This window comes from Aquabacterium sp. CECT 9606 (assembly GCF_918741295.1).
Taxonomy (GTDB): Bacteria; Pseudomonadota; Gammaproteobacteria; order Burkholderiales; family Burkholderiaceae_C; genus Aquabacterium.
Genome location: NZ_CAKKNB010000001.1, coordinates 412,973 through 435,428 on the forward strand (window position 1 = coordinate 412,973; position 22,456 = coordinate 435,428).

The following is a 22,456-nucleotide window of genomic DNA, read 5'->3' on the forward strand; positions in this document are numbered from 1 at the left end:
TGCATGAAGGCTGGCCAGGGATGATAGTCGTCCACCATGAACTTCGTTTACCTGCGCCTTGTCCTGACCGCCCTGATGTGGGCGGGCATGTTCCACGTTGGCCAATACGCGGTGGCCCACATGTCGCCCCTGTCGGCCGCCGCCTGGCGCTTTGGCCTGGCCGCGCTGATCTTCCTGCCGCTGGTGGCCTGGCGCGAGGGCTGGTCCTTCGATGGCCTGCGGCGCAACGCCCTGGTGCTCACCGTGATGGCGGTGGTCGGCGTGTTCGGCTTCAACATGGGCTTGTTTTATGGGCTGCAGGCCACCTCGGCCGTGAACGGCGCCTTGATCGTGGGCGTGAACCCGGCCCTCACGGCGGTGCTGGCCGCCTTCATCAACCGGCGCTTGCCCAGCGCCGCGCAGGTGGTGGGGCTGGTGCTGGGCTTGATCGGGGTGGTGGTGGTCGTCAGCCATGGCTCGTGGGCCATGCTGGCCTCACTGCACGTGGCCTCGGGCGATGCGCTGGTCTTGCTGGGCGCGCTGTGCTGGGCCATCTACACGGTCTTGCCGCAGCGTTTCGTCAAGGGCTTGTCGTCGGTGCAGGTCGCGGCCAGCACGGTCACGGGCGGCGCGGTGCTGATGGTGGCCTTTGCTTCCGTGGCCACGACCGACCTGGTGCAATGGCCGTCGTGGCCCATGTTGGCGGCCATCGGCTTCATGGGCATCTTCGGTTCGGTGCTGGCTTACCTGTGGTGGAACGACGGCATCAAGGTGGTCGGCCCGACACAGGCCGCCATCTTCATGAACTTCGTGCCCTTGTTCGCTACGCTGATCGGTGTGCTGCGCGGCCAGCATGTCGGGGGCGCGCAATGGCTGGGGGCCGCCCTGGTGGTGGGTGGCGTGCTGGTGTCGGCCTTGTGGAAGAAAAAAGTCGAGTTGCCCAATGTGGTCCCTCAAGGGGCTGCCAGCCAGCAGCTTTGCAAAGCTTGATCAGTCGATGACCTTGACCGTTTGCCCCGCCTTGGGCTCACCCTCGGCATACACGCCGTTGATCAGGCGCAGTTGCTGCTCGGCCATGGCCAGGCCGGGTGATTGTTTGGCCAGTTGCTGGAAGCCGCCCTTGGGGTAGGCCACCAGCTTGATCGCCCAGGGGCGCGCTGCGGCGCGGTCGGCGGCGGTCAGGGCCCGGAAGGAGTTTTCGGCTTCGCGCAATGGTGCGGCCGCGCGCTGCAGGGCAGCCGCATCTTTGGCGGCATAGCCCAGCAGGTAGTGGTGGTTGGCCGGACCGGTCACCACCGTGGCCTCCAGCCTTTGCGCCTGCCCTTGCTGGTTGCGCCGCGCCCCGACAAAGTGGGTGGCCGGCAGACCACCACTCAAGGTTCGGGGCTCCGTGCGGCCTTGCTCGGGCTTGAGCACGTTGCGGATGATGTCTTCATGCGTGCTGCCCGCCTCGGCCGGGATGGATTTGATGACCAGCCCGGCATCGGCGGCGGCATTGAGCAAGGCGATGGATTGCGAGGTGTTCTGGATCTTCCAGCCTTCAGGGGCGGTCACTGCGATGCCCAGGGGCTCGTGGTAGAAATTTCGGCCTCGTGTCAGCCCCTGCTCGCGGCTTTCGCCAAAGGTCATGCCCTTGATGGTGTCCAGGTAACGGCTGCGGCCATCGTCGCTGTAGTTGCTGCTGGGGTAGTTGGCCGCGATCTGGGTGATGTCCTGCAGGCGCTTGTCATTGCTGGGGTGCGATGACAGCCAGTTGCCGTGGGCGCCCGGGGTGCGGCCCTCGGCCCGGGCTGTGTCGTCGGCAAAGCGCTCCTGGTCCTTCAGCACCTTGATCACATCGACCATGTTCTGCGGGTTGTAGTGGTTGCGCGCCAGGTACTCGGCGCCCAGCTGGTCGGCCTGGGTTTCCTGGTCGCGGCTGTACGAGGCGATGTAGCCCGCGGCCACGTTCTGTGACAACTGGCTGGCCAGTTGTCCGGCCCCGCCCATGCCCTGGCTTTCGAGCACGGCGCCCAGCAGGCTGGCGGCCAGCACGCCAAAGCCGGCGGTTTGCTGCCGGGTGGCGCGCTGCGCGCCATGGCGGGCGGTGACGTGGCCGATCTCATGGCCGATCACGCCGGCCAGGTGGGCCTCGCTGTCCATGTAGGCCATGATGCCGCGCGTGACGTACACGTAGCCGCCGGGCAGGGCGAAGGCGTTGATCTCGGGGCTGTCCAGCACGGTGAAGTGCCAGGTGATGGTGTTGCGGTGCGACTGTTGGGCCAGGCGCTGGCCCAAAGCGTTGACGTAGGCCTGGACCTTGGGGTTGTCGTAAACGCCGTATTCCTTCAAGACCTGCTGGTGGCCTTTTTCGCCTTCGGCGATCTCGCTTTTCTCGTCCATCACCGTGCGCTCGGACAGGCCCGTCACGGGGTTGGTGACGGTGGCACAGCTGGCGAGCAGGGTGGCGGTCAGCAGCCAGGGCAGGAGCCGGGCGCGCGGGAAAGAGTGGGTGTCGGTGCTCATCACCAGCATGATAGTTTCAGGCCAGCTGGATGACCAAGTCGTCGCGGAAGGCAGCCTGCTCGCCCTTGCTGGCATAGCCCCGGGGGTTGGCCACCACACGGCATCCCCGGTGCTGGTAGTCGTGGGCGCAATGCAGGTGGCCGTGGGCCCACACCTGGGCCAGTGGCAGCAGGTCGTCGTGCGAATTGCAAAAGCCGGCCGTTCCGGGCATCAGGCCATAGCGGGGATCGGCGCTTTGCAAGGTGGGCGCGAAATGCGTGACCACCACGGTGCTGCCCTCGAAAGGCACCGACAGCGCCTGGCGCAACCAGGCCTGGCATTGCAGTGACATCTCGCGGATGGCTTCGGCCAGCACAGGCTCGCCTTGCTTGAGCGTGGTGTTCTTGCGCAGGTAGAAATTCGCGGCCCTGAAGGCCTTGTCGCGCACCTGCAGCTGCTTGGTCAGCGGGGCTTGCGGGTCCACCAGCGCGTCGAAGTCGCTCCACAGCGTGGTGCCCACGAAGCGCACCGAGCCCAGCTTGACCACCTCGCGATCCAGCCAGGTGATGCCGTGGCGTTGGCAGGTGGCCTGCAGGCGCGCATAAGTCTCGTCGAACTCCAGGCCATCAAACTCGTGGTTGCCAGGCACGAAGAGCACGTGCTTCCAGGGGGCGTTGGGCGCCAGCGTTGAAAAGCGGGCCAAGCCGAAATCGTCGTCTGCCAAACGCGAGCCGCTCTGGTAGGAGCCGATGTCGCCGGCCAGCACGAGCACGTCCGCACCGGGCGCGGCCTTGGGCTGGAAATCGGGGTATCGCTCCAGGTGGAGGTCGGACATCAACTGTAGGCGCATCGCGCCGCAGTCTATACGAGGCTGCTTTTCCCCCTGTTGCCAAGGGCCGCCGTGGGCCGCGCCCGGCCGCCCTTCTCGGCCCAGGTGCGCGTCCACCGGACCTGCACCGTGCGCAGCATCAGCAGCATCAAGGCGGCCAGCACGGCGAAGGCGATGAAGCCCCACAGATAATTGCCGGTGAGCTGTTTGGACTGCCCCATGGCATTGGGGATGAAGCCACCCCCCAGGGCGCCGATCTCGCCGATCATCGAGCCGGCCACCGCGGTGGTCAAAGGCCAGCGCAAAGGCACCAGCTGGAACAAGGCCCCGTTGCCCGCTCCCAGGGCCGCGAAGCACAGCATGAAGAGCAAGGTGGTCGCGGTGACGGATGAGCCCGCCATGCCGCACAACACCAACGTGATGCACACCAGCACCAGCACGCCGCTCAGGGTGTTGATGCCGCCAATGCGGTCGGACACATAGCCGCCCACCACCCGCACCGCCGAGCCCATCAAGGTGGCCAGCATGGTGAGTTGTCCCGCTTCAACCTTGGTGACCTTGAACTGGTCGTAGAAGTAGGTGGGCAGGAAGCTGGCCAGGCCGATGAAGCCGCCAAAGGTGATGACGTAGATCAGGCTGAAGGACCAGCCGTCTTTCTCGAACAGGCAGGCAGTGTGCTCGCGCAAGGTCTGGTGTTCTTCGACATCGGGCGGCTCCTTGGCGCAGAACCACATCACGATCATGGGCATCAGCATGGTGCCAGCGGCCAGGCCATAGACCGTGGTCCAGCCATACGCAACGGCCAGCGGTGGTGCGAACAGCACGGCCAGTACCGTGCCCGAGTTGCCCGCGCCGGCAATGCCCATGGCCAGACCCTTGTATTTGGGGGGGAACCAGCCCGATCCCAATGACAGCGCCACCCCAAAACTGCCCCCGGCGATGCCCAGCAGCACGCCCATGGCCAGGACCTCACCGTGCGTGTTGACGAAGAGGTAGCCATACAAAAGGGCCACAACGATCAGGCTCATCTCGACCATCGCCGCGTTCTTGCGGCCGATGTACTGCGAGAGCACGCCCAGCGGAAAGCGCATGAGCGCCCCGGCAATGATGGGCACGGACACCATGAAGCCCTTCTGGGCGGCGTCCAGGTCGAAAGTCTCGCTGATGAAGGGGGCCATCGCCCCATTCAAGACCCAGATCGCGAACGTGAAGTCGAAGTACAGGAAGGCGGCCAGCAGGGTGGGCCAGTGTCCTGAGCGCAGGAAAACCTTGAAATCAGCCACGACACGCTCCTGAATGTTCCGGTCATTCGGACAAGCAAGAGCTGTGCGCGTGGCGGGTCAGTCAGCTCAGGTCGCGCCGTGGCACTGCTTGAACTTCTTGCCACTGCCGCAATGGCAGGGGTCGTTGCGACCCAGCTTGGGGGTCTCATGCTTCACGGTGGTCACCTTGATGCGCTCGGCCACGCCCACTTCGGCCAGGTCCACCACGTCGAACACCAGTTGCTGGATGCCTTCGTCCAGGTTGCGCAAGGGGTGTTCCTGGTCCAGGGCCTTGGTCATCTCGGCCTGGGTTTCGTCCTGCTCGGGCAAGTGGCGCCACAGTGAATCGAGCAGGTCGGGCACACCGGGCTTGCCCAAGTCTTCCAGCTGCGGGAAGTTGGCCAGCGCCCATTCGAAGCCGGCCACCCAGTAGCCCAGGCCTTCCATGGCGTCCTTGCCGGTCAGCAAATTGCCATCGTCGTCTTCCAGTTGCGGCACGATGGGGTCGAACCAGCTGTTTTCCAGGATGCCGCGCAGGATCTCTTCGCGGCGGCGCTCGATCAGCGCCAGCAGGCGCGTGTTTTGTGCTGCGGTCCAGCCTTCGGCGGGGGCCGGTACCTGGCCGCTCTCACCAAAGATGGGCGGCAGCCATTGTTCGGGCGTCAACAGCACCGGTTGCACCAAGATGCCGCACAGGTAGCCGTCCAGCATCACGGCATCGACCGCCTCGAGCGGCGCGGGCACGGCGGCGAGCAGGTCGTCCAGCTCGTTGATGTCGGCATCGCTCAAGGGAGGGGCCGAATTGGGCTTGTTGGTGGGTTGGGTGGAAGGCGTGGTCATGGTGGGGGCGAAAGGTCGGGCGGACGGGTGTCCAAAGAGGGGATTGTGCCGGGAATGCTTTATGCGTTGTCTGTGGAGTCGCTGTCACGGCTCAGAAAGGATGCACCATGCTTGACACCACGTCGACCAAATTTTCCCACGTCCACCCTGAAGACACGGATTGGCGGTCTGACGGATTGAGGGATTTCTTCCTTTACAAGGACTTGGGGATCGCCGATGCCACCAACGGCAAGGTGATCGCGCACCTGGTGAAGGCCAACCACGCGCCCGAAACGGGCACCGGATGGCACCGCCACGAGGCCGAGTTCCAGATCGTGATCATGACCAAGGGCTGGGCCCGCTTCATGTATGAGGACCAGGAAACGCTGGTCAAGGCCGGTGATTGCGTGCACCAGCGCCCGGGCGTTCGCCACTACCTGTTCGATTACTCACCCGACATGGAATACCTGGAAATCGTCAGCCCGGCGGATTTCAAATCCATCGACGTGGAGCCGGTGTGCGACATACCGGCCCCCACGCCCTGGAAGTGAATGCGACTCAGAACTCCACGTCGAGTTCGTCGATGTTGTCGATCTTCTCGGCCTTGGCGGCGCTGAACCACTCCTTCATCTCCGGCTCCTGCAGCATCAGATTGCAGTAGTCGGCGCAGGCAGCGTCGAGCTTCACGTCGTACGTGGCGAAGCGTGTACAGACGGGCGCGTACATCGCGTCGGCCACGGTGCGCTTCTTGCCGAACAGGTAGGGGCCGCCGTAGGTGTCCAGGCAATCGCGCCAGATGTTGCAAATGTGGTCGATGTCGGCTTGCGCGCGCGACCAGATCTTGAACTTGGGAAAGTGCCCGCGCAGGTTCATGGGCAAGGATGAGCGCAGCGCGCTGAAGCCCGAATGCATCTCGCCGCAGATGGCGCGGCAGTGCGCCCGCGCCTTGGCATCGGCTGGCAGCAGGCCGGCCTTGGGGCACACCTCGTTGAGGTATTCGGCGATGGCCAGCGTGTCCCACACCTTGATGCCGTCGTGCGTGAGGCAAGGCACCAGGATGGAGGATGACAGCAGAAGAATCTCGGCCCGCGTGGACGGATCATCCGGCGGCAGCACGTTCTCCACGAAATCCAGGCCCGAAAAGCGCGTGACCAACCAACCCCGCAATGACCATGACGAGTAGTTCTTGCTCGTGATGGTCAGCGTCGTGGTGGTGGTTGGCACCTTGGCCGCCGACTTGGTGGCGACCTTGGGGGCAGCGCGGGTGCGCGCGGGGGCAGAGGCGGTGGTGGCCATGGTGTGTGGGTTGAAACGAGTGGCGAAGCCGATGGGGCACACAACCTGCAAGGGACGTGCCATGTTGCATGTGGCGCGCAACTTGCAGGTCACTGGGCAACGTTGCCAACCCAGGATCCGCTCATGCTGTACACCACTTATCAGACTCAGCACAACGTGCTTGAGCCATGGCGCGTGATGGCCCAGGGCATGTCCGACTGGATGCACCATGTGCTGCCCGAGGGTGCCAGCCAAAGCTCGGTGTCGGAGCTGGCCGCCGGGGGCTTGCTGACCCGCAGCCTGGCCGCGGCCAGCGAAGTGGTGGCGCGCTTGCGCCTGACCCATGCCCGGCCTTCTTTTGATCTGCCCACCGTGGTGTCCCAAGGCCTGGAGTGCGGCATCACCGAAGAGGCCGCCATGGTCACGCCTTTTGCCACACTGCTGCATTTCAAGAAAGACCGGGACCTGGATCAACCCCGTGTGCTGCTGGTGGCCCCCATGTCAGGCCATTTCGCCACCTTGCTGCGCGACACGGTCAAGACCTTGCTGCAAGACCACGACGTCTACATCACCGATTGGCACAACGCCCGCGACGTGCCGATCCGCCATGGCCGTTTCGGCCTGGACGAATACACCGAGCATCTGATCAAGTTCCTGGACCGCATGGGCCCCGGATCGCACTTGATGGCCATCTGCCAGCCCTGCGTGGCCTCGCTGGCCGCCGCATCACTGATGGCGCAAGACGCCCACCCCGCCCAGCCGCGCAGCCTGACGCTGATGGCCGGCCCCATCGATTGCCGCGTCAACCCGACGGCGGTGAATGAGCTGGCCATCAGCAAGCCCATGAGCTGGTTCGAATCCAAGATGATCCACACCGTGCCGCTGGGGCAGAAGGGCGCCTTCCGCAAGGTGTACCCGGGCTTCGTGCAGCTGTCGGCTTTCCTGAGCATGAACATGGAGCGCCACATCAAGGCCTTCCAGGACATGTACCAGTTCATCGCTCTGGGTGAGCACGAAAAGGCCGCCCACACCAAGGCCTTCTACGAAGAGTATTTCGCGGTCAGTGACTTGCCCGCCGAGTTCTACCTCGAGACCGTGCGCGTCGTCTTCCAGGACTACGACTTGCCGCGTGGCGAGCTGATGTACCGCGGCGTCAAGGTCGAGCCCCAAGCCATCCGCCGCACGGCCCTGTTCACCGTGGAAGGCGAACGTGACGACATCTGCGCCGTGGGCCAGACCGTGGCCGCGCAAGACCTGTGCACCTCGGTGCGCCCCTATTGGCGCACGCAGCACGTGCAGACTGGCGTGGGCCACTACGGCGTGTTCAGCGGCCGGCGCTGGCAGAACGAAATCTACCCGCGCGTGCGGGATGTGATCCACCAGACGGCGGTGTGAGGGCCGCCGCGGTGGCGTGGAGCATCAGCGTGAGTTGCTGAGTTCCAGGTTGCGTTCGAGTGACGACAGGTCGGTCTGCTCGCGAATCGAGATGCCAAGCGAGCCTGGCGGGAGGCTGATTGAGCCGCCCGTGCTGATCACGGAGCCCGAGCTTGTGGAGCCACTGCCGCTGCCACCCGGCGGGTTCAAGGTGCCGTTCTGGAGCGACCAGCTGACATTGAGGCTGACCTTCATCGATTCGGCCAGGTCGTCGCTCAACAATGTCCAATTGCTGAAGCTGACGTGGTGCCCGGCCGCGTCGATGGTGATGTTGCTGGGGCATTTCTGAACGCTGGCAATGTTGGCGATGCCGAACACTTCAGCGAGCTCCAGCAACTCGTCGCTGCTCCACACGGCACTGACACACCGATAGGCTCTCTCGGGGAACGAGTTGAACAAGCCGACGGCAAATTTGCGTGGATCGTTCTGGGAAAAGAAGATGACGCTGTCGAAGGGGGTGCTCTCGGGAGAGACCCACTCGATCACATGTCCAGTGATGTTCACCAGGCCCGAGGCATTGGTGTAGCCGGTATCGAGGGGATAACTGCCTGTGGCTGGTGCCGCGCTGGTGCTGGTGACGACCTCCACCGTGTTGGCGGGCGCGGCCACACCTTGACCGAAACGATTGGGTGTTGACGAATCGGGGTCATTGCCACCACCGCAAGCAGCCAGGCTGCACAAGCTCACCACCGATGCCACCACCATGGCGGTTTTCAAAAATTGCATGTGTTTTCTCCCTGAACATGTCCGATGCTCTGCGACATGGGCTTTGATTATCGCTGCGCAAGCCCGAGGCGGGCTCGGCGGGCACCCCCGCGATTCAGGGTTTGCCCGCTCAGTGCCTTCAAAATCGGCGCGTTAAGGTAGACCCTCATTCATACAAATCAGGGAGCGCACGTGAACAACATGAGCAAGCACACCATTCGCCACGCCACCGCTTGGGCGATCCACGCTGTTTTATTGGTCGCGGCTGGCAGTGCCAGTGCCGCCAACAGCCAAACGGTTTGCAGCCCCACCGTCTCCGGGTATGCCGACTGCAGTCTGAGCCTGGGCAACGTCGTGTTCAATGCGCAAGGCGTCAGTTCTTCGCCCAACGCGGCGGTGTTTGACGGGGAGTATGGCCATGGCAGTTTGAACCTGCCGCTGGCCGATGTGGTTCAAACGGCCGATGGGCAAGCCATCACCTTTGATCCGGCCTATTACTCCAGCACGGGCTACAGCGGGCGTACTGAAAGCGTCTATGGCATGCACACTGTCTCCAACCTGACCGCAGTGGCCGCGCCTGGGTATGTGCTCAACAGCGTCTCGGTGCGTTTCCAGGGCGTGTTCACCCTCGCCGGCGCAGCGAATGTCACGCTGTCCGGCATGGGCCAGTATCCTGACTCGAGGGTGGATACGCCGGGCGACCATCCTTTCGATATCACCTTCACCAGCAGCGCCGCAGATCTGGCGCAGGGCAACTTCCCGGCGTTGGCCTGGAGCGGTTTGGCCATCAATGGGCAACCCCTCAATGGCGATCCCGCAGTCACTGGCCTCATCGTCATGAACCTGGATCAGATGACCATCTCGGCGTCGGTGTCCCCCGTGCCTGAAGGCGCCACCCTGGCCTTGACCGCCTTGGGCCTGGTGGGCATTGGCCTGGCCAGGGCCCGGCACGCACGTGCCTGAGGCGTCAGGTGCTCAGATGAACACGGCGGCGCGGCGCAGGATCAACAGGCCAAAAAAGCCCAGGCCCAGCACCACCATCCATTTGAGCATCAGCACAGCCCGCTGGCGCCAGATGACCTGGCCCGTCACCGTGTAGGCGGCCAGGCACAGCACCATGGCCAAGGCCATCAGCAAAACCATCCAGCGGAACAAGATCATCGGTGAGTCACCAGGCAGGGGCCAGTTCGGCCATGCCCTTGGGGGCTTCGGCCTCGTCGTCAAAGGTGACGATCTCGTAGGCCGATGGGTCGGCCAACAAGGCGCGCAACAACACATTGTTCATGGCGTGGCCTGACTTGTAGGCGCTGTAGGCGGCCAACAGCGGGCGGCCCACCACGTACAAGTCGCCAATCGCATCCAGGATCTTGTGCTTGACGAACTCGTCGTCGTAGCGCAAGCCGTCGCTGTTGAGCACGCGGTGGTCATCGATCACGATGGCGTTGTCCATGCTGCCGCCCAGGCCCAGCCCGCGCGAGCGCATCACCTCGAAGTCCTTGGCGAAACCAAAGGTGCGGGCGCGCGCAATGTCGCGCTTGTACTGGCCGCTGCCAAAATCGAACTCGACCCGTTGCCCGGTCTGGTCAACGGCAGGGTGGTCAAAGTCGATCTCGAAAGCCAGCTTGTAGCCGTGGTACGGGTCCAGGCGGGCCCATTTCAGGGTGCGGCCTTCGCCTTCGCGCACTTCCACCGGCTTGTTCACCTTGATGAAGCGCTTGGGCGCTTTTTGCAGTTCGATGCCCGCGCTTTGCAGCAGGTACACAAAAGCGGCCGAGGAGCCATCCAGGATGGGGACTTCTTCGGCCGTGATGTCCACGATCAGGTTGTCCAAGCCCAGTCCGGCGCAGGCCGACATCAGGTGTTCGATCGTGTTGACCTTGGCCAGGCCCGGATCGCCCCCGGGTGAGATGGTGGAAGCCATGCGCGTGTCGCACACCGCCATCGCGTTGACGGGGATGTCCACCGGGTGGGCCAGGTCCACCCTTCGGAACACGATGCCGGTGTCCACGGGGGCCGGCCGCAGTGTCAATTCGACCCGCTGGCCGCTGTGCAGCCCCACGCCCACGGCGCGTGTCAGGGATTTGAGGGTGCGTTGTTGCAGCATGGGCGTGATTATCGGCGCAGTGCGAAAAGCACGCTCGATCGGGATATTCGCCCTGCGGTGGCACGTGAACCAAGCGTCTTTCCGAATGGCACCTTTTGTTAACAAATGTAAATATGGGTGCTATGCCCACCATCCTCACTCTTCCCAACACATCCAACTCACCCCGTGGAGCCCTGGGCGTGGGCGTGATCGGCACGGTCCTGAGGTTGCTGGAGGTGGCGTTGAAAGTGCGGCAGCACCGCGAGGTGGTGAAGGCCATTTCCGGCGTGCACACCCGTGATCTGTTGAAAACCTATTCCCGCGCGGTGTACCGCTACACCTTGCCCTACCTGTCGATGAAGTTTGACCGGCAGGTGCGCCAGCAAATGCTGGTGGGGCATTACGACTTCCTCAACCAGGCGCTGCACGCCAGTTTTTTCCAGCGCGTGCTCAGCGATGCCATGACGCTGTGGAAGTGCGAGATCGATGGCAGCGTGTTCTCCATTTCGGTCGGCGGCCCCTGCCCGCACCGCGAGGGTGACCTGACGCTGGTTTTCAAGATGGACGGCTGCCCGCTTTACCGCATGGCCTTCTCGGTGGTCAAGGCGCCTCTTTTGGCGTTGAATGCCAGAACCTCCAGCCATGTTCTGTACGTGGGTCAGGTGCAGGGCTACCCCGATCGCTTTGAGCAGATCCGACAAGCCACGCGCACTTGCCGCGATGTGGCGCCCGCCGATTTGCTGATGGCCGGCATGGCGGGCCTTGCCAGTGCTTTGGGGATCAGCATGGTGGCCGGCGTGGGCGTTGAAAACAGCCTGTCCTACCAAAGCCTGTTGGCCTTGAACACCAGCGACAGCTATGCCGATTTCTGGAAGAAGTTCCATGGCGTGCGCGCCGAAGGTGGGCATTACCTGCTGGGCCTGCCCCTGGCTGAAAAGCCCATTGGCCTGATCAAGGCCAACCACCGCGGCCGCACCTTGGCCAAACGCGAACTCAAAAGAAGCGTCTCGGACGAAGCCCAAGCGGCTCTGCGCCCACTCACAGTGTGTGGGTGCGGTCGCCCTGGCTGAAGCCCACGGCGTCAAACCACGGGCCTTTGACAAAGCCGATCACCTTGAACAGCTCGCCCATCTCGTGCTCGGCGATCAGCATTTGCGCGGCGGCACGGGTCTTGAAGTCGGCCGCCGAGGTGCCACCGCCGTCGCCCAATTGGGCGAGCAGGCCGCAGTTGCTCAAGAAGCGCCCTTGCGTGGTGTAGCCCAGCACCTCCCAGCCGTTTTCCTGGCCTGACAAGGCAATGCCGGTGAAGTTCACGTGCGTGGTGATGTCCTTGTCGCCCACATCAGTCAAGGGGTCGGGGTCGCTGCGGTGGCCCTGGTGGCACATCAGCGTGCCCCCGGTGCGCTGCGGGTGGTAGTACTCGCTCTCGGGAAAGCCGTAGTCGATGAAGAAGGCGGCCCCCCGCGTCATGCGTTGCGCCAGGGTGGCGATGAAGGCCTCGGCCTGGCCATGGGTTTCGACCACGGTGCCAGGCATGAACTCGCTGTCGGGGCGTTCGGTGGGTGCACGGGCACCTGCGGGCGCGGGCTGATCGGCCCACACAAAAGCGGCCTCATCCTCTGGGCCAGCCAGGCCCACGCCACGCTCCAGCCATTGCTCGCCCGTCCAGGTCAACAGGTGCACGGGCATGGCGTCCAGCACCTCGTTGCCCACGACCACGCCTTGCAATTGCTCGGGCAGGCTGTCGGCCCAGACCACCTTGTGGGCCATCTCGGGCAGCGCTTTGACCAGGGTGTGGTGCTGCCGGTCACGCAAGGTGCCCGACAGGTCGACGATGGTGTAACGCTGGATGCGGTCACCCAGGTCGCCCAGCAACTGGATGGCCAAGGCGCCACTGCCCGCGCCAAATTCCCAGACCTCATCGGTGCCGGTGGCTTCCAGCGCTTCGGTCACCTGGGTGGCCAGGGTCCGGCCAAAGAGGGGCGTCAACTCGGGGGCGGTCACGAAGTCGCTGCCATCTTGCGGCATGTGGCCCAGCACGCGCCGGCCGCTGCTGTAATAGCCCAGGCCGGGGGTGTACAGCGCCAGTTCCATGAAGCGCTCAAAGCGCATCCAGCCGCCGCGCTGGCGGATCTCGTCACGGATCAATCGGGCCACCGGGTGGGCGTTCAAGGGGGCGGACACTACACTGTGCTCAGTCGGATCTTGGCGGTTCATGCGCCATTGTAGAAAGTCCATGCCCGATTCCACCGCATTCCCCTCACCGTCAACGCCGCGCGCCGCCCTGGTCACCGGGGCTGGCAAGCGCCTGGGCCGTGACATCGCCTTGACCCTGGCCTTGCAAGGCTGGGATGTGGCCGTGCATTGCCGCAGTTCGGTGGCCGATGCCCAGGCCACCGCATCGGACATCCAGGCCCTGGGCCGGCGCGCCGTGGTGCTGCAGGCCGACCTGTCGATCGAGGCCGCCTGCCGTCTGCTGGTGCCGCAGGCCGTGCAAGCCCTGGGCTCGCTTGATGCCGTGGTCAACAGTGCCTCCACCTTTGATTTTGACGACAGCGCCACCTTCACCTACGCCATGCTCGAGCGCCACCTGCGTGCCAACACCGCGCCCGCCATCGTGCTGGCGCAGGCCCTGGCCGACCACATGGCCACTCGGCCTGGTACCAATGCCGCCGTGGTCAACATGCTGGACCAGAAGCTGTGGAACCCCAACCCGGATTTCCTGAGCTACACCTTGTCGAAAGCCGCACTCGAGTCCGCCACCACCTTGCTGGCCCTGAGCCTGGCGCCGCGTGTGCGCGTGGTGGGCGTGGCCCCCGGCCTGACCTTGACCAGCGAATCCCTGCAGGGCGAGAGATTTGAGCAATTGCACAAGCTGTCGCCCCTGGGTCGCTCATCCACCGCGCAAGACGTGGCGGCCACCGTGGCCTTCGCGCTGTCCAACCGCTCCATCACCGGGACCACTCTGCTGGTCGATGGCGGCCAACACCTTCAGCGGTTCGACCGCGATTTTTCAAAAATGTGAGGACGCGCCATGTCGCTGACCCGAGGCAACCAGATCCTGAACCTGCGCGGCTTGCGCTTTGACGCCAAGCTGGGCCTGCTGGCCCACGAGCTGACCGACACGCAGCCCATCCTGGTCGATGCCGAGCTGAACATGGGCAGCCAGCCTTTGATGCCGCGTGACGACGACATCACCCACGTGCTGGACTATCGCCGCGTGCGCAGCATCATCATCGAAGAGTGCACCGCCACGCACGTCAACCTGCTCGAATCCATGATCGGCAAGCTGTGCCTGCGCCTGATGGACCTGCCCGGCGTGCTGGGTGTGCGCGTCAAGATCGCCAAGCTGGAGATCTTTGACGACTGTGAAGTGGCCATCAGCATGGAAACCGGGCAGTGGTGATCTGACCGGTGCCCCGCCTTGTCAAGGTTTGGCGTTGACGCGCGCCCACGTGAAGGTCGTGGGCAAAGTGCTTGTGTAGTGGTAAATGAGGACCGAGCCGCTGTTGTTGATGGCCAGGGGGCAGCCCCATCGGGTGCCTGCGGGCAGGCTCACGCCTTTGCTGGCCCACTCCTGGGTCAAATCCAGCAGCGCGCCGTTTTTCCAGATGAATGGCCGGGCGTCCACCGTTTGGGGGCCAGAGGCGCTCAAGATGCAGCCCACCACGGTGCCTTGGTCATTCATGGCAGTCGCTTGAACCCCATCATTGTTGGGGCTGACCAAGGGGGTCACGCTGTTGTTCGCCCAGACCATGCTGCTGGATCGCAGTTGCCGCTCAAAATCCAAAGGGCTGACGGTCAAAGACATGCCGTTGTCGCCGACCAGCAAGACCTGCCCAGCGTTGTTGATGCTCAAAGGCTTGTGGCGCGACAGGCTGACATCACCCACGGTGGTCAGGCGTTGGTTGACCCACAGCGCAGGCAAGCTTTGGTAGCCCGCGCTGGGGTCGTTGCGAAGGACGGTCCCCACCACCGTGCCCGCATCGTTGATGTCGATTGGAGACAGGCTCTGGTAGGGGCCGATCTCCAGTGTGGTGTAGGTGCCGTTGCTGAACACCAGTGGTGTGCTCACGAAATTGACCTCGCCGCTTGCGCTCACGGGGCGGTTGAAGACGCCGACGATCGCTCCGGCATTGTTCATGCCCTTCGCGGAAAACATGCTTTTGAAGCTGCTGGTGTTGGAGTTGCCCAGGCTCTTGGCCAGCAGCGCCGACAGGTCAGTGTCAACGGTGCCCTTGCGCAACATGGTGGTTGAACCCACTGAGCCGGGTGCAAAAACATTGGCGCCTCGGAAAGAGCTGCCATAGATGGTGGTCGCGCTGGGGAAAACCTCAGGCGACACCGAGCTGCCCAGCTCCGATGTTTTGTTGAAGGGGCCGACCTGCCAGCCGCTGTTGTTGGCGAGCTTGGGGAAGAGGTACTTGCCGCCCAGGGTGGCTGGCGCCGTGGCCGTGGTGCCGTTCCAGGACACGGCCTGGTACAAATAAGCCGGGAGGAACGTGAAACGGACGAGTTTCACCCCTGATCTGTAATACATGGCGCCACGCACCACACCTTGGTCGTCCAGCGTGATTGGCACGAAGGAGTAGGCGCCCGTGGGTTTGCCCAGCACGGTCATGGTGTAAGCCGACTGGGCCAGGGCGGCGGTGCTGAAGCCTGCGGTCAGGGCGGCGGCCAGCAAGGTGGCCATGGCGGTGGGGCAGTGAAAGGACATTGAAAACTTCCCTGTGGTGTGTGCTCGTGGGTGCAATGTAACCCTGTGCGTTAAATGACATTGACAAGGTATTCCCCATCGACTTTTCGTCCGGATTGGCCAGATCGCGCCAGATCGGCGAAAATCCGGGGATGAACGCCGCCGTACTCTCCCCAAACCCGCCCGATTTCATCTCCCGCACTGACGAAGCCAAGGCCGAAGACGCCAAAGCCAAGAAGCAGGCTTTCGAGGCGCAAAAACTCTCCAAGCGCTTGCACCGCCAGGTCGGCCAGGCCATCACCGACTTCAACATGATCGAAGGTGGCGACAAGGTCATGGTCTGCATGTCTGGCGGCAAGGACAGCTACGCCATGCTCGATGTGCTGATGAACCTGCAAAAGCGCGCGCCTGTGGCTTTTGAGCTGGTGGCCGTCAACCTGGACCAGAAGCAGCCAGGTTTTCCGGAGCACGTGCTGCCCGAATACCTGACCAAGGTGGGCGTGCCCTTCCGCATCGAAGAGCAAGACACCTACAGCGTGGTCAAGCGCGTCATCCCCGAAGGCAAAACCACGTGCAGCCTGTGCTCACGCCTGCGCCGGGGCATCCTGTACCGCGTGGCCTCCGAGTTGGGCTGCACCAAGATCGCGCTGGGCCACCACCGCGACGATATGCTGCAAACGCTGTTCATGAACATGTTCTTCGGCTCCAAGCTCAAGGGCATGCCGCCCAAGCTGGTCACTGACAACGGTGACCACGTGGTCATTCGTCCCATGGCCTACTGTGCCGAGAAGGACTTGGCCACCTATGCTGAACACCGTCAGTTCCCCATCATTCCCTGCAACCTGTGTGGCAGCCAGGACGGCCTGCAACGCCAGCAAATGCGCGAAATGATCAACGAGTGGGATCGCAAATTCCCGGGGCGGGTGGACAACATGTTCACGGCCTTGTCCAACATCGTGCCCTCGCACCTGATGGACCGTAGCCTCTACCCCTTCACCACCATCAAGGCCTCTGGCCAGCCCGTGGCGGGCGGCGACATCGCCTTTGACGAAGAAGAGAACTGCGGCCCAGTGGGCGAGTCCAAAATCTCCATCGTGAACATCCGATCCCAAGATGCCTGACCACACTTCGCACCGCTGGATGAGAAGAGCCGCCGCCGCGCTGTTGGTGGTGGGTGCCGCCGCCCTCAGCGGTTGCGCGGCTTTGCATTCAGTGACCAGCGAGGTCTCCAGCTTTGGCAATTGGCCGGCGGACCGCCAGCCTTCGGCCACCACCTATGCCTTCGAGCGCCTGCCGTCGCAACAGGTGGACGCGCCCTTGCAGGCCAACGTGGAGGCCGCCGCGGCCCCGGCCCTGGCCGCCGCCGGCTTCAAGCCCGCCGCCAAACCCGAGGCGGCCGATGTGATGGTGCAAGTGGCCATGCAATCTCGCCTGTACCAGCGCCCTTGGCGCGACCGTTGGGGCCCTTATGGGCCGTATGGCCGCGTGGGCTTTGGCAGTTGGTACGGCGGGGGCAGCCGCTTTGGCTTTGGCCTGGGCATGTCGCTCGAGCCGCCTTTGAGCGAGATGCAGGTCGACCTGCTGATCCGTGACAAGAAAACCACCAAGGTCTTGTACGAAACCCACGCCGTGCGCCAGCAAAACGGCGGTTGGGACGAGCGCATGATGGCGCCCATGTTTGCCGCCGCGCTCAAGGATTTCCCGCTTCCGGCCATCAGCCCGCGCATCGTGTCCGTCCCACTGGATAATCAACCATAATTATTCTCAGTCACCAGTAGGATCCCATGTCGCTTTCCATTGTCATCATGGCTGCCGGCAAGGGCACCCGCATGAAGTCGGCCCACCCCAAGGTGCTGCACAAAATCGCCGGTCGCCCCATGTTGTCTCACGTCATCAGCACCACGGCGGGCTTGTCGGCCCAGCAGCAGATCGTGATCACCGGGCACGGGGCCGAACAGGTCGAGACCACGATGCGCCAGGCCTTCAGCAGCCTGCCCTTGAGCTTCGTGCGGCAGGAGCCCCAACTGGGCACCGGCCACGCCGTGCAACAGGCCGTGCCCGTGCTGCCGAATGAAGGCACCACCCTGATCCTGAACGGCGACACCCCTTTGATCGAAGCCGCCACCGCGCGCGCCTTGGTGGAGGCCAGCGGCGGCGACAAGCTGGCTTTGCTGACCATCCACCTGCCCGACCCCACCGGCTACGGCCGCATCGTGCGCGATGCCTCGGGCCAGAAGGTGCTGGCCATCGTCGAGCACAAGGACGCCACCGAAGCCCAGCGCGCCATCACCGAGGTCTACACCGGCGTGATGGCCGCGCCCACGGCGCAGCTCAAGCACTGGCTGTCCAAGCTGACCAACCAGAACGCGCAGGGCGAGTACTACCTCACCGATGTCGTCTCGCTGGCCCAGGCCGATGGCGTGGCCGTGGTGGCCGCCCAGCCGCGCGACGAGGTCGAGGTGCTGGGCGTGAACAGCCCGCTGCAACTGGCCGAGCTGGAGCGCCGCCACCAGCGCGCACAGGCCGCGCGCCTGATGGAACAAGGCGTGCGCCTGGCCGACCCGGCCCGCTTTGACGTGCGTGGCACGCTGCAATGCGGCCAGGATGTGGACATCGACGTCAACTGCGTGTTTGAAGGCACCGTGACCGTGGGCGACCGCGTTCAGATTGGTGCCAATTGCGTGATCCGCAACGCCACCATTGGCGCGGGCGTGGTCATCCAGCCTTTCACGCACATCGATGGTGACACCCTGGGTGCCACGGTGGGCGAGGGCTCGATCATCGGCCCCTTCGCGCGCTTGCGCCCTGGTGCGCAACTGGGCCCCGAGGTCCACATCGGCAACTTTGTCGAGGTCAAGAATTCAACGCTGGGCCGCGGTGCCAAGGCCAACCACCTGGCCTACCTGGGCGACGCCACCGTGGGTGAACGTGTCAACTACGGTGCGGGCAGCATCACCGCCAACTACGACGGTGCCAACAAGCACCGCACCGTGATCGGCAACGATGTGCAGGTCGGCTCCAACTGCGTGCTGGTGGCGCCCATCACGGTGGGCGATGGCGCCACCATTGGCGGCGGCAGCACCTTGGGCAAGGACGCGCCAGCGGGCCAGCTCACCGTGGCGCGCGCCAAACAGGTCTCATTGGCCGGTTGGCAGCGCCCGGAAAAGATCAAACGCTGAAAAAAATCGCAAACTCGCCCCTTCACGCCAGACAAGGGCGCAGTGCTGTCGTTAACATGACGGCATTACATCTCTCCTTTGCAGGACTGCCCGGCCGTGAACCATTACGACTGCTTGAAAGTCACCTCGGATGCACCCACCGAGGTCATCCGGGCAGCCTATCGGGCACTCGCAGGCAAGCGCCATCCTGATCGCCAGGGCGGCACCATGGGCCGCGATGACGAGATGCACGACCAGATGGTGGCCATCAATGCGGCCTACGAAGTGCTGGTCAGCCCCGAGTTGCGCGCTGAATACGACGCCATGCTGGCGGCCCAAGCCCGCCCGGTGGACACCAACCTGCGCTTCAACACCGATGTGGCCGAGGGCAACAACACGGGTTTTTCAGAAACCCGGGTCGACATTGATTGGGCCACGCCCAAAACCGCAGGCCCCGCACCGCTGTGGCCCTTGACGGCCAACCGCAAATACGCGGCCATGATCCTGGGGGCGGTGCTGCTGCTGTCCTTCATCTGGGTGGCGTGGAGCGTGGTGGTGCAGCACCAGATGGACAAGGCCCTGTCTGACCAATACGCCGCCTTGCCGCCAGAGCGCGGTGCCAATGAGGATCCACTGGGCCTGGGGGCCAATGCCACCACCGCGCCCACTTTGGCGCCCGCACGCCCGGAATCGGCCGGTGCCTCCAAAGGGGCAGAGACGCCTGACGACCTGCAAGCCGCCGAGCAAGATGCGCTCGCCAGCAGTGCGCCGCGGCCACCGCCCAGCTTTGACCGCCAGCCCACCGTGACCGAGCTGTCCAAGTTGTCCGACGAGCAATTGATGGCCATCTTGCCCAGCCTGGGCGAGTTGCAGCCCGCCAAGGGCTCGTTCTCGCGCCAGGTGGCCAGCTCATCGCAACACCACCCGCTCGATGGCAAGCCGCTGAACCTGCGGCAAGAGCGCCAACTGGTCGACCCCTTGGCGATGGATTCCCTTCACAAGCATTGACGGGTGATGGCGGGCGCTTCAGGCGCTGGGCGGCAAAGGCAAGGCAGTGCCGAACTTGGCCCGTTTGACCGCGAAAAACGCCCGCACATTGCGCACCTGGCTGTCTTCGGTGAACAGTTGCCGGGCCAGATCCTGGTAACTGGGCATGTCGGCCACCTGGATCACCAGCACAAAGTCGGGGCCCGGGGATACACGCCAGCACTGCTGCACCCGGTCATCGGCCACGGCCTTGGCCTCGAAAGCGTCCAGCGCTTGCTGCGTTTGCTGGTCAAGCGTGACCTCGACCAACACCGACAGGCCCCAGCCCAGTGCCTCGGCCAGGCGCTCGGGCGACAGCAAGGCCACCTGCTTTTCTATCAGGCCGGCATCCCACAGGCGCTTGACCCGCCGGTGGCAGGTGGCGGGCGACACTTTCACCAAATCGGCCAGGGCCTGGTTGGACAGGGTGGCGTCTTTCTGCAACAAGGCGAGCAATTGCAGGTCGGTGGCGTCAATCGGCGAGGGCGTCAGAGGCTTGGTCATGAAAGATTATTGCAAATCATTGGCTGTATTTGTTCAATGATTTTTTGGTTGGCATTGTTTGGAATAAAAGATCAAAAAGTCATTTAAAACAAAACAACATTTCATTGCATAGCTTCTAGCATCGATCCTTCTGTTGGATTGGCCCGGTGTGTGGCCTCAGGGAGCATCAGCATGTGTGGAATCGTCGGCGCTGTGGGGTCACGCAACATCACCCCCGTTTTGGTCGAGGGCCTGAAGCGGCTTGAATACCGGGGCTATGACTCGTGCGGCGTGGCCGTGCTGCAAGACGCCCAACTGCGCCGCTCGCGCAGCACAGAGCGCGTGTCAGAACTCGATGCCCTGACCAAGGCCGACGGCATCAACAGCACCCTGGGCATTGCCCACACCCGCTGGGCCACGCACGGCGCCCCCGCCGTGCACAACGCCCACCCGCACTTCTCGCACGGCACCGGCAAAGATGCCGCCAAAGCCAAGCCCGGCCACATCGCCCTGGTGCACAACGGCATCATCGAGAACCACGAAGCCCTGCGCGCCGAGCTGCAAGCCAAGGGCTACGAGTTCCTCAGCCAGACCGACACCGAAGTCATCAGCCACCTGGTGGACCATCTTTATGACGGCGACCTGTTTGCTGCCGTCAAGGCCGCCACGCTGCGCCTGACCGGCGCCTACGCCATCGCCGTGTTCTGCAGCGACGAGCCCCAGCGCGTGGTCGGCGCCCGCCAAGGCTCGCCCCTGATTTTGGGCGTGGGTGGCGTCGATGCCAGCGAACGGTTCTTGGCGAGTGACGCCATGGCCCTGGCCGGCGTGACCGACCAGATCGTGTACCTGGAAGAGGGTGACGTGGTCGACCTGCAGCCCGGCCGTCACTGGATCGAGAACCGCGCACAAGGTGCCACCGAACACCAGCGCGTGGACGCCGCCGATCGCCCCGTGCGCACGGTGACCGTGCACAGCGGTGCCGTCGAGCTGGGCCCCTACCGCCACTACATGCAGAAGGAAATCTTCGAGCAGCCGCGCGCCATCGCCGACACGCTGGAGGGCGTGCTCGCCATCACGCCCGATTTGTTTGGCGACAAGGCGCTGGAGGTGTTCGGCCAGATCGACCGCGTGTTGATTTTGGCCTGCGGCACCAGCTATTACTCGGGCTCGGCCGCCAAGTACTGGCTGGAGTCGATCGCCAAGATCCCCACGCAGGTGGAAGTGGCCAGCGAATACCGCTACCGCGACAGCGTGCCCGATGCGCGCACCCTGGTCGTCACCATCACCCAGTCGGGCGAAACGGCCGACACCCTGGCCGCGCTGAAGCACGCGCAAAGCCTGGGCATGAAGCACACGCTGACCATCTGCAACGTGGCCACCAGCGCCATGGTGCGCGAATGCGAACTGGCCTACGTGACGCGCGCCGGTGTGGAGATTGGCGTGGCCTCGACCAAGGCCTTCACCACGCAACTGGCCGGCTTGTTCTTGCTGACCTTGACGCTGGCCAAGCTGCGCGGCCATTTGAGCCCCGAGCAAGAAGCCGAGCACCTGACCGACATGCGCCACCTGCCCGTGGCCTTGCAATCGGTGCTGGCGCTGGAGCCGCAGATCATCGCGTGGGCCGAGCTGTTTGCGCGCAAGGACAACGCCTTGTTCCTGGGGCGTGGGCTGCATTACCCGATCGCGCTGGAAGGCGCCTTGAAGCTGAAAGAGATCAGCTACATCCACGCCGAGGCTTACCCGGCGGGCGAGTTGAAGCACGGGCCTTTGGCGCTGGTGACTTCAGAGATGCCCGTGGTGGTGGTGGCGCCGCACGACACCTTGCTGGAGAAGCTGAAGAGCAATATGCAGGAGGTGAGGGCGCGTGGCGGTGAGCTGTATGTGTGCGCGGATGCGGACACGCACATTCAGGCGGAGCCTGGGTTGCATGTGATTCGCTTGCCGGAGCATTACGGCGCCTTGTCGCCCATCTTGCACACGGTGCCGTTGCAGTTGCTGGCGTATCACACGGCTTGTGCGAAGGGGACGGATGTGGACAAGCCCCGGAATTTGGCGAAATCGGTGACGGTGGAATGACTTGCGTGACTATTGTTCTTTGCTGCGAATAAAGTCGTAAAAAGGGCCAGAACGACCAAGCTGCACCTTGTTCGAGCGCAGCCGCTTCCGGTGACGGCAAGTGGCTGCGCATCAAACCTTCGGTATGAGCTTTAGCCGAATATCAGC

Annotated in this window: 23 protein-coding genes; 12 read left to right on the forward strand and 11 right to left on the reverse strand. The window is 63.8% G+C overall.

All coding sequences use genetic code 11. The annotated features are described in order from the left end of the window. Positions 1-36: 36 nt before the first annotated feature. Entirely contained in the window at positions 37-969 is a 933-nt protein-coding gene (locus LQ232_RS01880) for a DMT family transporter (protein ID WP_230178256.1), read from the forward strand. Here LQ232_RS01880 and LQ232_RS01885 read toward each other — a convergent pair whose 3' ends face one another. From LQ232_RS01885 to LQ232_RS01900, 4 genes are all read right to left on the reverse strand, one after another. Then, entirely contained in the window at positions 970-2,484 is a 1,515-nt protein-coding gene (locus LQ232_RS01885; RefSeq protein WP_230178259.1) for a M48 family metalloprotease, read from the reverse strand. Positions 2,485-2,500: 16 nt separating this feature from the next. Further along, complete coding sequence (locus LQ232_RS01890; RefSeq protein ID WP_230178261.1) at positions 2,501-3,313, reverse strand: metallophosphoesterase; 813 nt, start codon at positions 3,311-3,313, stop codon at positions 2,501-2,503. Positions 3,314-3,324: 11 nt separating this feature from the next. After that, positions 3,325-4,575, reverse strand: a complete 1,251-nt coding sequence (locus tag LQ232_RS01895; RefSeq protein ID WP_230178264.1) for a nitrate/nitrite transporter — start codon at positions 4,573-4,575, stop codon at positions 3,325-3,327. Positions 4,576-4,641: 66 nt separating this feature from the next. Continuing rightward, the gene (locus LQ232_RS01900) at positions 4,642-5,394 is read right to left on the reverse strand and encodes a UPF0149 family protein (RefSeq protein WP_230178266.1); all 753 of its coding nucleotides are present in this window, start codon (positions 5,392-5,394) and stop codon (positions 4,642-4,644) included. 107 nt (positions 5,395-5,501) lie between these two features. Here LQ232_RS01900 and LQ232_RS01905 point away from each other — a divergent pair, with 107 nt between their 5' ends. Beyond that, positions 5,502-5,924, forward strand: a complete 423-nt coding sequence (locus tag LQ232_RS01905; protein WP_230178268.1) for a cupin domain-containing protein — start codon at positions 5,502-5,504, stop codon at positions 5,922-5,924. Positions 5,925-5,931: 7 nt separating this feature from the next. On the opposite strand, the gene LQ232_RS01910 is transcribed toward LQ232_RS01905, so the two are convergent. Continuing rightward, a complete protein-coding gene (locus LQ232_RS01910; RefSeq protein ID WP_230178270.1) occupies positions 5,932-6,732 on the reverse strand; it encodes a glutathione S-transferase family protein in 801 nt (266 codons plus the stop codon). A gap of 60 nt (positions 6,733-6,792) precedes the next feature. Here LQ232_RS01910 and LQ232_RS01915 point away from each other — a divergent pair, with 60 nt between their 5' ends. Next, complete coding sequence (locus LQ232_RS01915; protein WP_230178280.1) at positions 6,793-8,043, forward strand: polyhydroxyalkanoate depolymerase; 1,251 nt, start codon at positions 6,793-6,795, stop codon at positions 8,041-8,043. A gap of 24 nt (positions 8,044-8,067) precedes the next feature. On the opposite strand, the gene LQ232_RS01920 is transcribed toward LQ232_RS01915, so the two are convergent. Next, the gene (locus tag LQ232_RS01920; protein ID WP_230178283.1) at positions 8,068-8,808 is read right to left on the reverse strand and encodes a hypothetical protein; all 741 of its coding nucleotides are present in this window, start codon (positions 8,806-8,808) and stop codon (positions 8,068-8,070) included. Positions 8,809-8,988: 180 nt separating this feature from the next. Between LQ232_RS01920 and LQ232_RS01925 the strand changes: the two genes are divergently transcribed. Beyond that, entirely contained in the window at positions 8,989-9,750 is a 762-nt protein-coding gene (locus LQ232_RS01925) for a hypothetical protein (protein WP_230178285.1), read from the forward strand. 12 nt (positions 9,751-9,762) lie between these two features. Here LQ232_RS01925 and LQ232_RS01930 read toward each other — a convergent pair whose 3' ends face one another. Together LQ232_RS01930 and lpxC are read right to left on the reverse strand one after the other, a co-directional pair. Further along, positions 9,763-9,948, reverse strand: a complete 186-nt coding sequence (locus tag LQ232_RS01930) for a hypothetical protein (RefSeq protein ID WP_230178287.1) — start codon at positions 9,946-9,948, stop codon at positions 9,763-9,765. A 7-nt stretch (positions 9,949-9,955) separates the two neighbouring features. Next, positions 9,956-10,891 (reverse strand): UDP-3-O-acyl-N-acetylglucosamine deacetylase, encoded by a 936-nt coding sequence (lpxC, locus tag LQ232_RS01935; protein ID WP_230178289.1) that lies wholly within the window; start codon positions 10,889-10,891, stop codon positions 9,956-9,958. Positions 10,892-11,013: 122 nt separating this feature from the next. Here lpxC and LQ232_RS01940 point away from each other — a divergent pair, with 122 nt between their 5' ends. Then, positions 11,014-11,940 carry a DUF535 family protein gene (locus LQ232_RS01940; protein WP_230178291.1) on the forward strand — a complete coding sequence of 309 codons (927 nt, stop codon included), beginning with the start codon at positions 11,014-11,016 and terminating at the stop codon, positions 11,938-11,940. On the opposite strand, the gene LQ232_RS01945 is transcribed toward LQ232_RS01940, so the two are convergent. Continuing rightward, positions 11,909-13,108 (reverse strand): class I SAM-dependent methyltransferase, encoded by a 1,200-nt coding sequence (locus LQ232_RS01945; RefSeq protein ID WP_371820056.1) that lies wholly within the window; start codon positions 13,106-13,108, stop codon positions 11,909-11,911. The genes LQ232_RS01940 and LQ232_RS01945 overlap by 32 nt on opposite strands. On the opposite strand from LQ232_RS01945, the gene LQ232_RS01950 reads away from it, so the two are divergent. Next, positions 13,107-13,895, forward strand: coding sequence for an SDR family oxidoreductase (locus LQ232_RS01950; RefSeq protein ID WP_230178292.1), 789 nt, complete (start codon positions 13,107-13,109; stop codon positions 13,893-13,895). The genes LQ232_RS01945 and LQ232_RS01950 overlap by 2 nt on opposite strands. A 9-nt stretch (positions 13,896-13,904) precedes the next feature. After that, a complete protein-coding gene (locus tag LQ232_RS01955) occupies positions 13,905-14,276 on the forward strand; it encodes a dihydroneopterin aldolase (protein WP_230178301.1) in 372 nt (123 codons plus the stop codon). Between the two features lie 21 nt (positions 14,277-14,297). Here LQ232_RS01955 and LQ232_RS01960 read toward each other — a convergent pair whose 3' ends face one another. Continuing rightward, positions 14,298-15,587, reverse strand: coding sequence for a hypothetical protein (locus LQ232_RS01960; RefSeq protein ID WP_230178303.1), 1,290 nt, complete (start codon positions 15,585-15,587; stop codon positions 14,298-14,300). Between the two features lie 131 nt (positions 15,588-15,718). Between LQ232_RS01960 and ttcA the strand changes: the two genes are divergently transcribed. The 4 genes from ttcA to LQ232_RS01980 all read left to right on the forward strand — a co-directional run bounded on the left by ttcA (position 15,719) and on the right by LQ232_RS01980 (position 19,732). Then, positions 15,719-16,687, forward strand: coding sequence for a tRNA 2-thiocytidine(32) synthetase TtcA (ttcA, locus tag LQ232_RS01965; protein WP_230178312.1), 969 nt, complete (start codon positions 15,719-15,721; stop codon positions 16,685-16,687). Positions 16,688-16,706: 19 nt separating this feature from the next. Then, positions 16,707-17,324 (forward strand): DUF4136 domain-containing protein, encoded by a 618-nt coding sequence (locus LQ232_RS01970; RefSeq protein WP_230178314.1) that lies wholly within the window; start codon positions 16,707-16,709, stop codon positions 17,322-17,324. A 26-nt stretch (positions 17,325-17,350) separates the two neighbouring features. Then, complete coding sequence (gene glmU, locus LQ232_RS01975) at positions 17,351-18,745, forward strand: bifunctional UDP-N-acetylglucosamine diphosphorylase/glucosamine-1-phosphate N-acetyltransferase GlmU (RefSeq protein WP_230178316.1); 1,395 nt, start codon at positions 17,351-17,353, stop codon at positions 18,743-18,745. A 96-nt stretch (positions 18,746-18,841) separates the two neighbouring features. Beyond that, entirely contained in the window at positions 18,842-19,732 is an 891-nt protein-coding gene (locus tag LQ232_RS01980) for a J domain-containing protein (protein ID WP_230178318.1), read from the forward strand. Positions 19,733-19,750: 18 nt separating this feature from the next. Here the strand turns inward: LQ232_RS01980 and LQ232_RS01985 are convergent, their stop codons facing one another. Further along, complete coding sequence (locus LQ232_RS01985) at positions 19,751-20,254, reverse strand: Lrp/AsnC family transcriptional regulator (RefSeq protein ID WP_230178327.1); 504 nt, start codon at positions 20,252-20,254, stop codon at positions 19,751-19,753. Between the two features lie 171 nt (positions 20,255-20,425). Between LQ232_RS01985 and glmS the strand changes: the two genes are divergently transcribed. Beyond that, positions 20,426-22,309 (forward strand): glutamine--fructose-6-phosphate transaminase (isomerizing), encoded by a 1,884-nt coding sequence (gene glmS / locus LQ232_RS01990; protein WP_230178329.1) that lies wholly within the window; start codon positions 20,426-20,428, stop codon positions 22,307-22,309. Positions 22,310-22,456: the final 147 nt, after the last annotated feature.

Bases quoted from the DNA above. Each gene is read 5' to 3' on its own strand.
- LQ232_RS01910 (WP_230178270.1), bottom strand. From the start codon at position 6,732: ATGGCACGTCCCTTGCAGGTTGTGTGCCCCATCGGCTTCGCCACTCGT.
- LQ232_RS01930 (WP_230178287.1), bottom strand. From the start codon at position 9,948: ATGATCTTGTTCCGCTGGATGGTTTTGCTGATGGCCTTGGCCATGGTG.
- LQ232_RS01920 (WP_230178283.1), bottom strand. From the start codon at position 8,808: ATGCAATTTTTGAAAACCGCCATGGTGGTGGCATCGGTGGTGAGCTTG.
- LQ232_RS01925 (WP_230178285.1), top strand. From the start codon at position 8,989: ATGAGCAAGCACACCATTCGCCACGCCACCGCTTGGGCGATCCACGCT.
- LQ232_RS01985 (WP_230178327.1), bottom strand. From the start codon at position 20,254: ATGACCAAGCCTCTGACGCCCTCGCCGATTGACGCCACCGACCTGCAA.
- LQ232_RS01880 (WP_230178256.1), top strand. From the start codon at position 37: ATGAACTTCGTTTACCTGCGCCTTGTCCTGACCGCCCTGATGTGGGCG.
- LQ232_RS01890 (WP_230178261.1), bottom strand. From the start codon at position 3,313: ATGCGCCTACAGTTGATGTCCGACCTCCACCTGGAGCGATACCCCGAT.
- LQ232_RS01900 (WP_230178266.1), bottom strand. From the start codon at position 5,394: ATGACCACGCCTTCCACCCAACCCACCAACAAGCCCAATTCGGCCCCT.
- LQ232_RS01960 (WP_230178303.1), bottom strand. From the start codon at position 15,587: ATGTCCTTTCACTGCCCCACCGCCATGGCCACCTTGCTGGCCGCCGCC.
- LQ232_RS01915 (WP_230178280.1), top strand. From the start codon at position 6,793: ATGCTGTACACCACTTATCAGACTCAGCACAACGTGCTTGAGCCATGG.
- ttcA (WP_230178312.1), top strand. From the start codon at position 15,719: ATGAACGCCGCCGTACTCTCCCCAAACCCGCCCGATTTCATCTCCCGC.
- LQ232_RS01905 (WP_230178268.1), top strand. From the start codon at position 5,502: ATGCTTGACACCACGTCGACCAAATTTTCCCACGTCCACCCTGAAGAC.
- LQ232_RS01940 (WP_230178291.1), top strand. From the start codon at position 11,014: ATGCCCACCATCCTCACTCTTCCCAACACATCCAACTCACCCCGTGGA.
- LQ232_RS01955 (WP_230178301.1), top strand. From the start codon at position 13,905: ATGTCGCTGACCCGAGGCAACCAGATCCTGAACCTGCGCGGCTTGCGC.
- LQ232_RS01950 (WP_230178292.1), top strand. From the start codon at position 13,107: ATGCCCGATTCCACCGCATTCCCCTCACCGTCAACGCCGCGCGCCGCC.
- LQ232_RS01970 (WP_230178314.1), top strand. From the start codon at position 16,707: ATGAGAAGAGCCGCCGCCGCGCTGTTGGTGGTGGGTGCCGCCGCCCTC.
- glmU (WP_230178316.1), top strand. From the start codon at position 17,351: ATGTCGCTTTCCATTGTCATCATGGCTGCCGGCAAGGGCACCCGCATG.
- LQ232_RS01945 (WP_371820056.1), bottom strand. From the start codon at position 13,108: ATGGACTTTCTACAATGGCGCATGAACCGCCAAGATCCGACTGAGCAC.
- glmS (WP_230178329.1), top strand. From the start codon at position 20,426: ATGTGTGGAATCGTCGGCGCTGTGGGGTCACGCAACATCACCCCCGTT.
- lpxC (WP_230178289.1), bottom strand. From the start codon at position 10,891: ATGCTGCAACAACGCACCCTCAAATCCCTGACACGCGCCGTGGGCGTG.
- LQ232_RS01885 (WP_230178259.1), bottom strand. From the start codon at position 2,484: ATGAGCACCGACACCCACTCTTTCCCGCGCGCCCGGCTCCTGCCCTGG.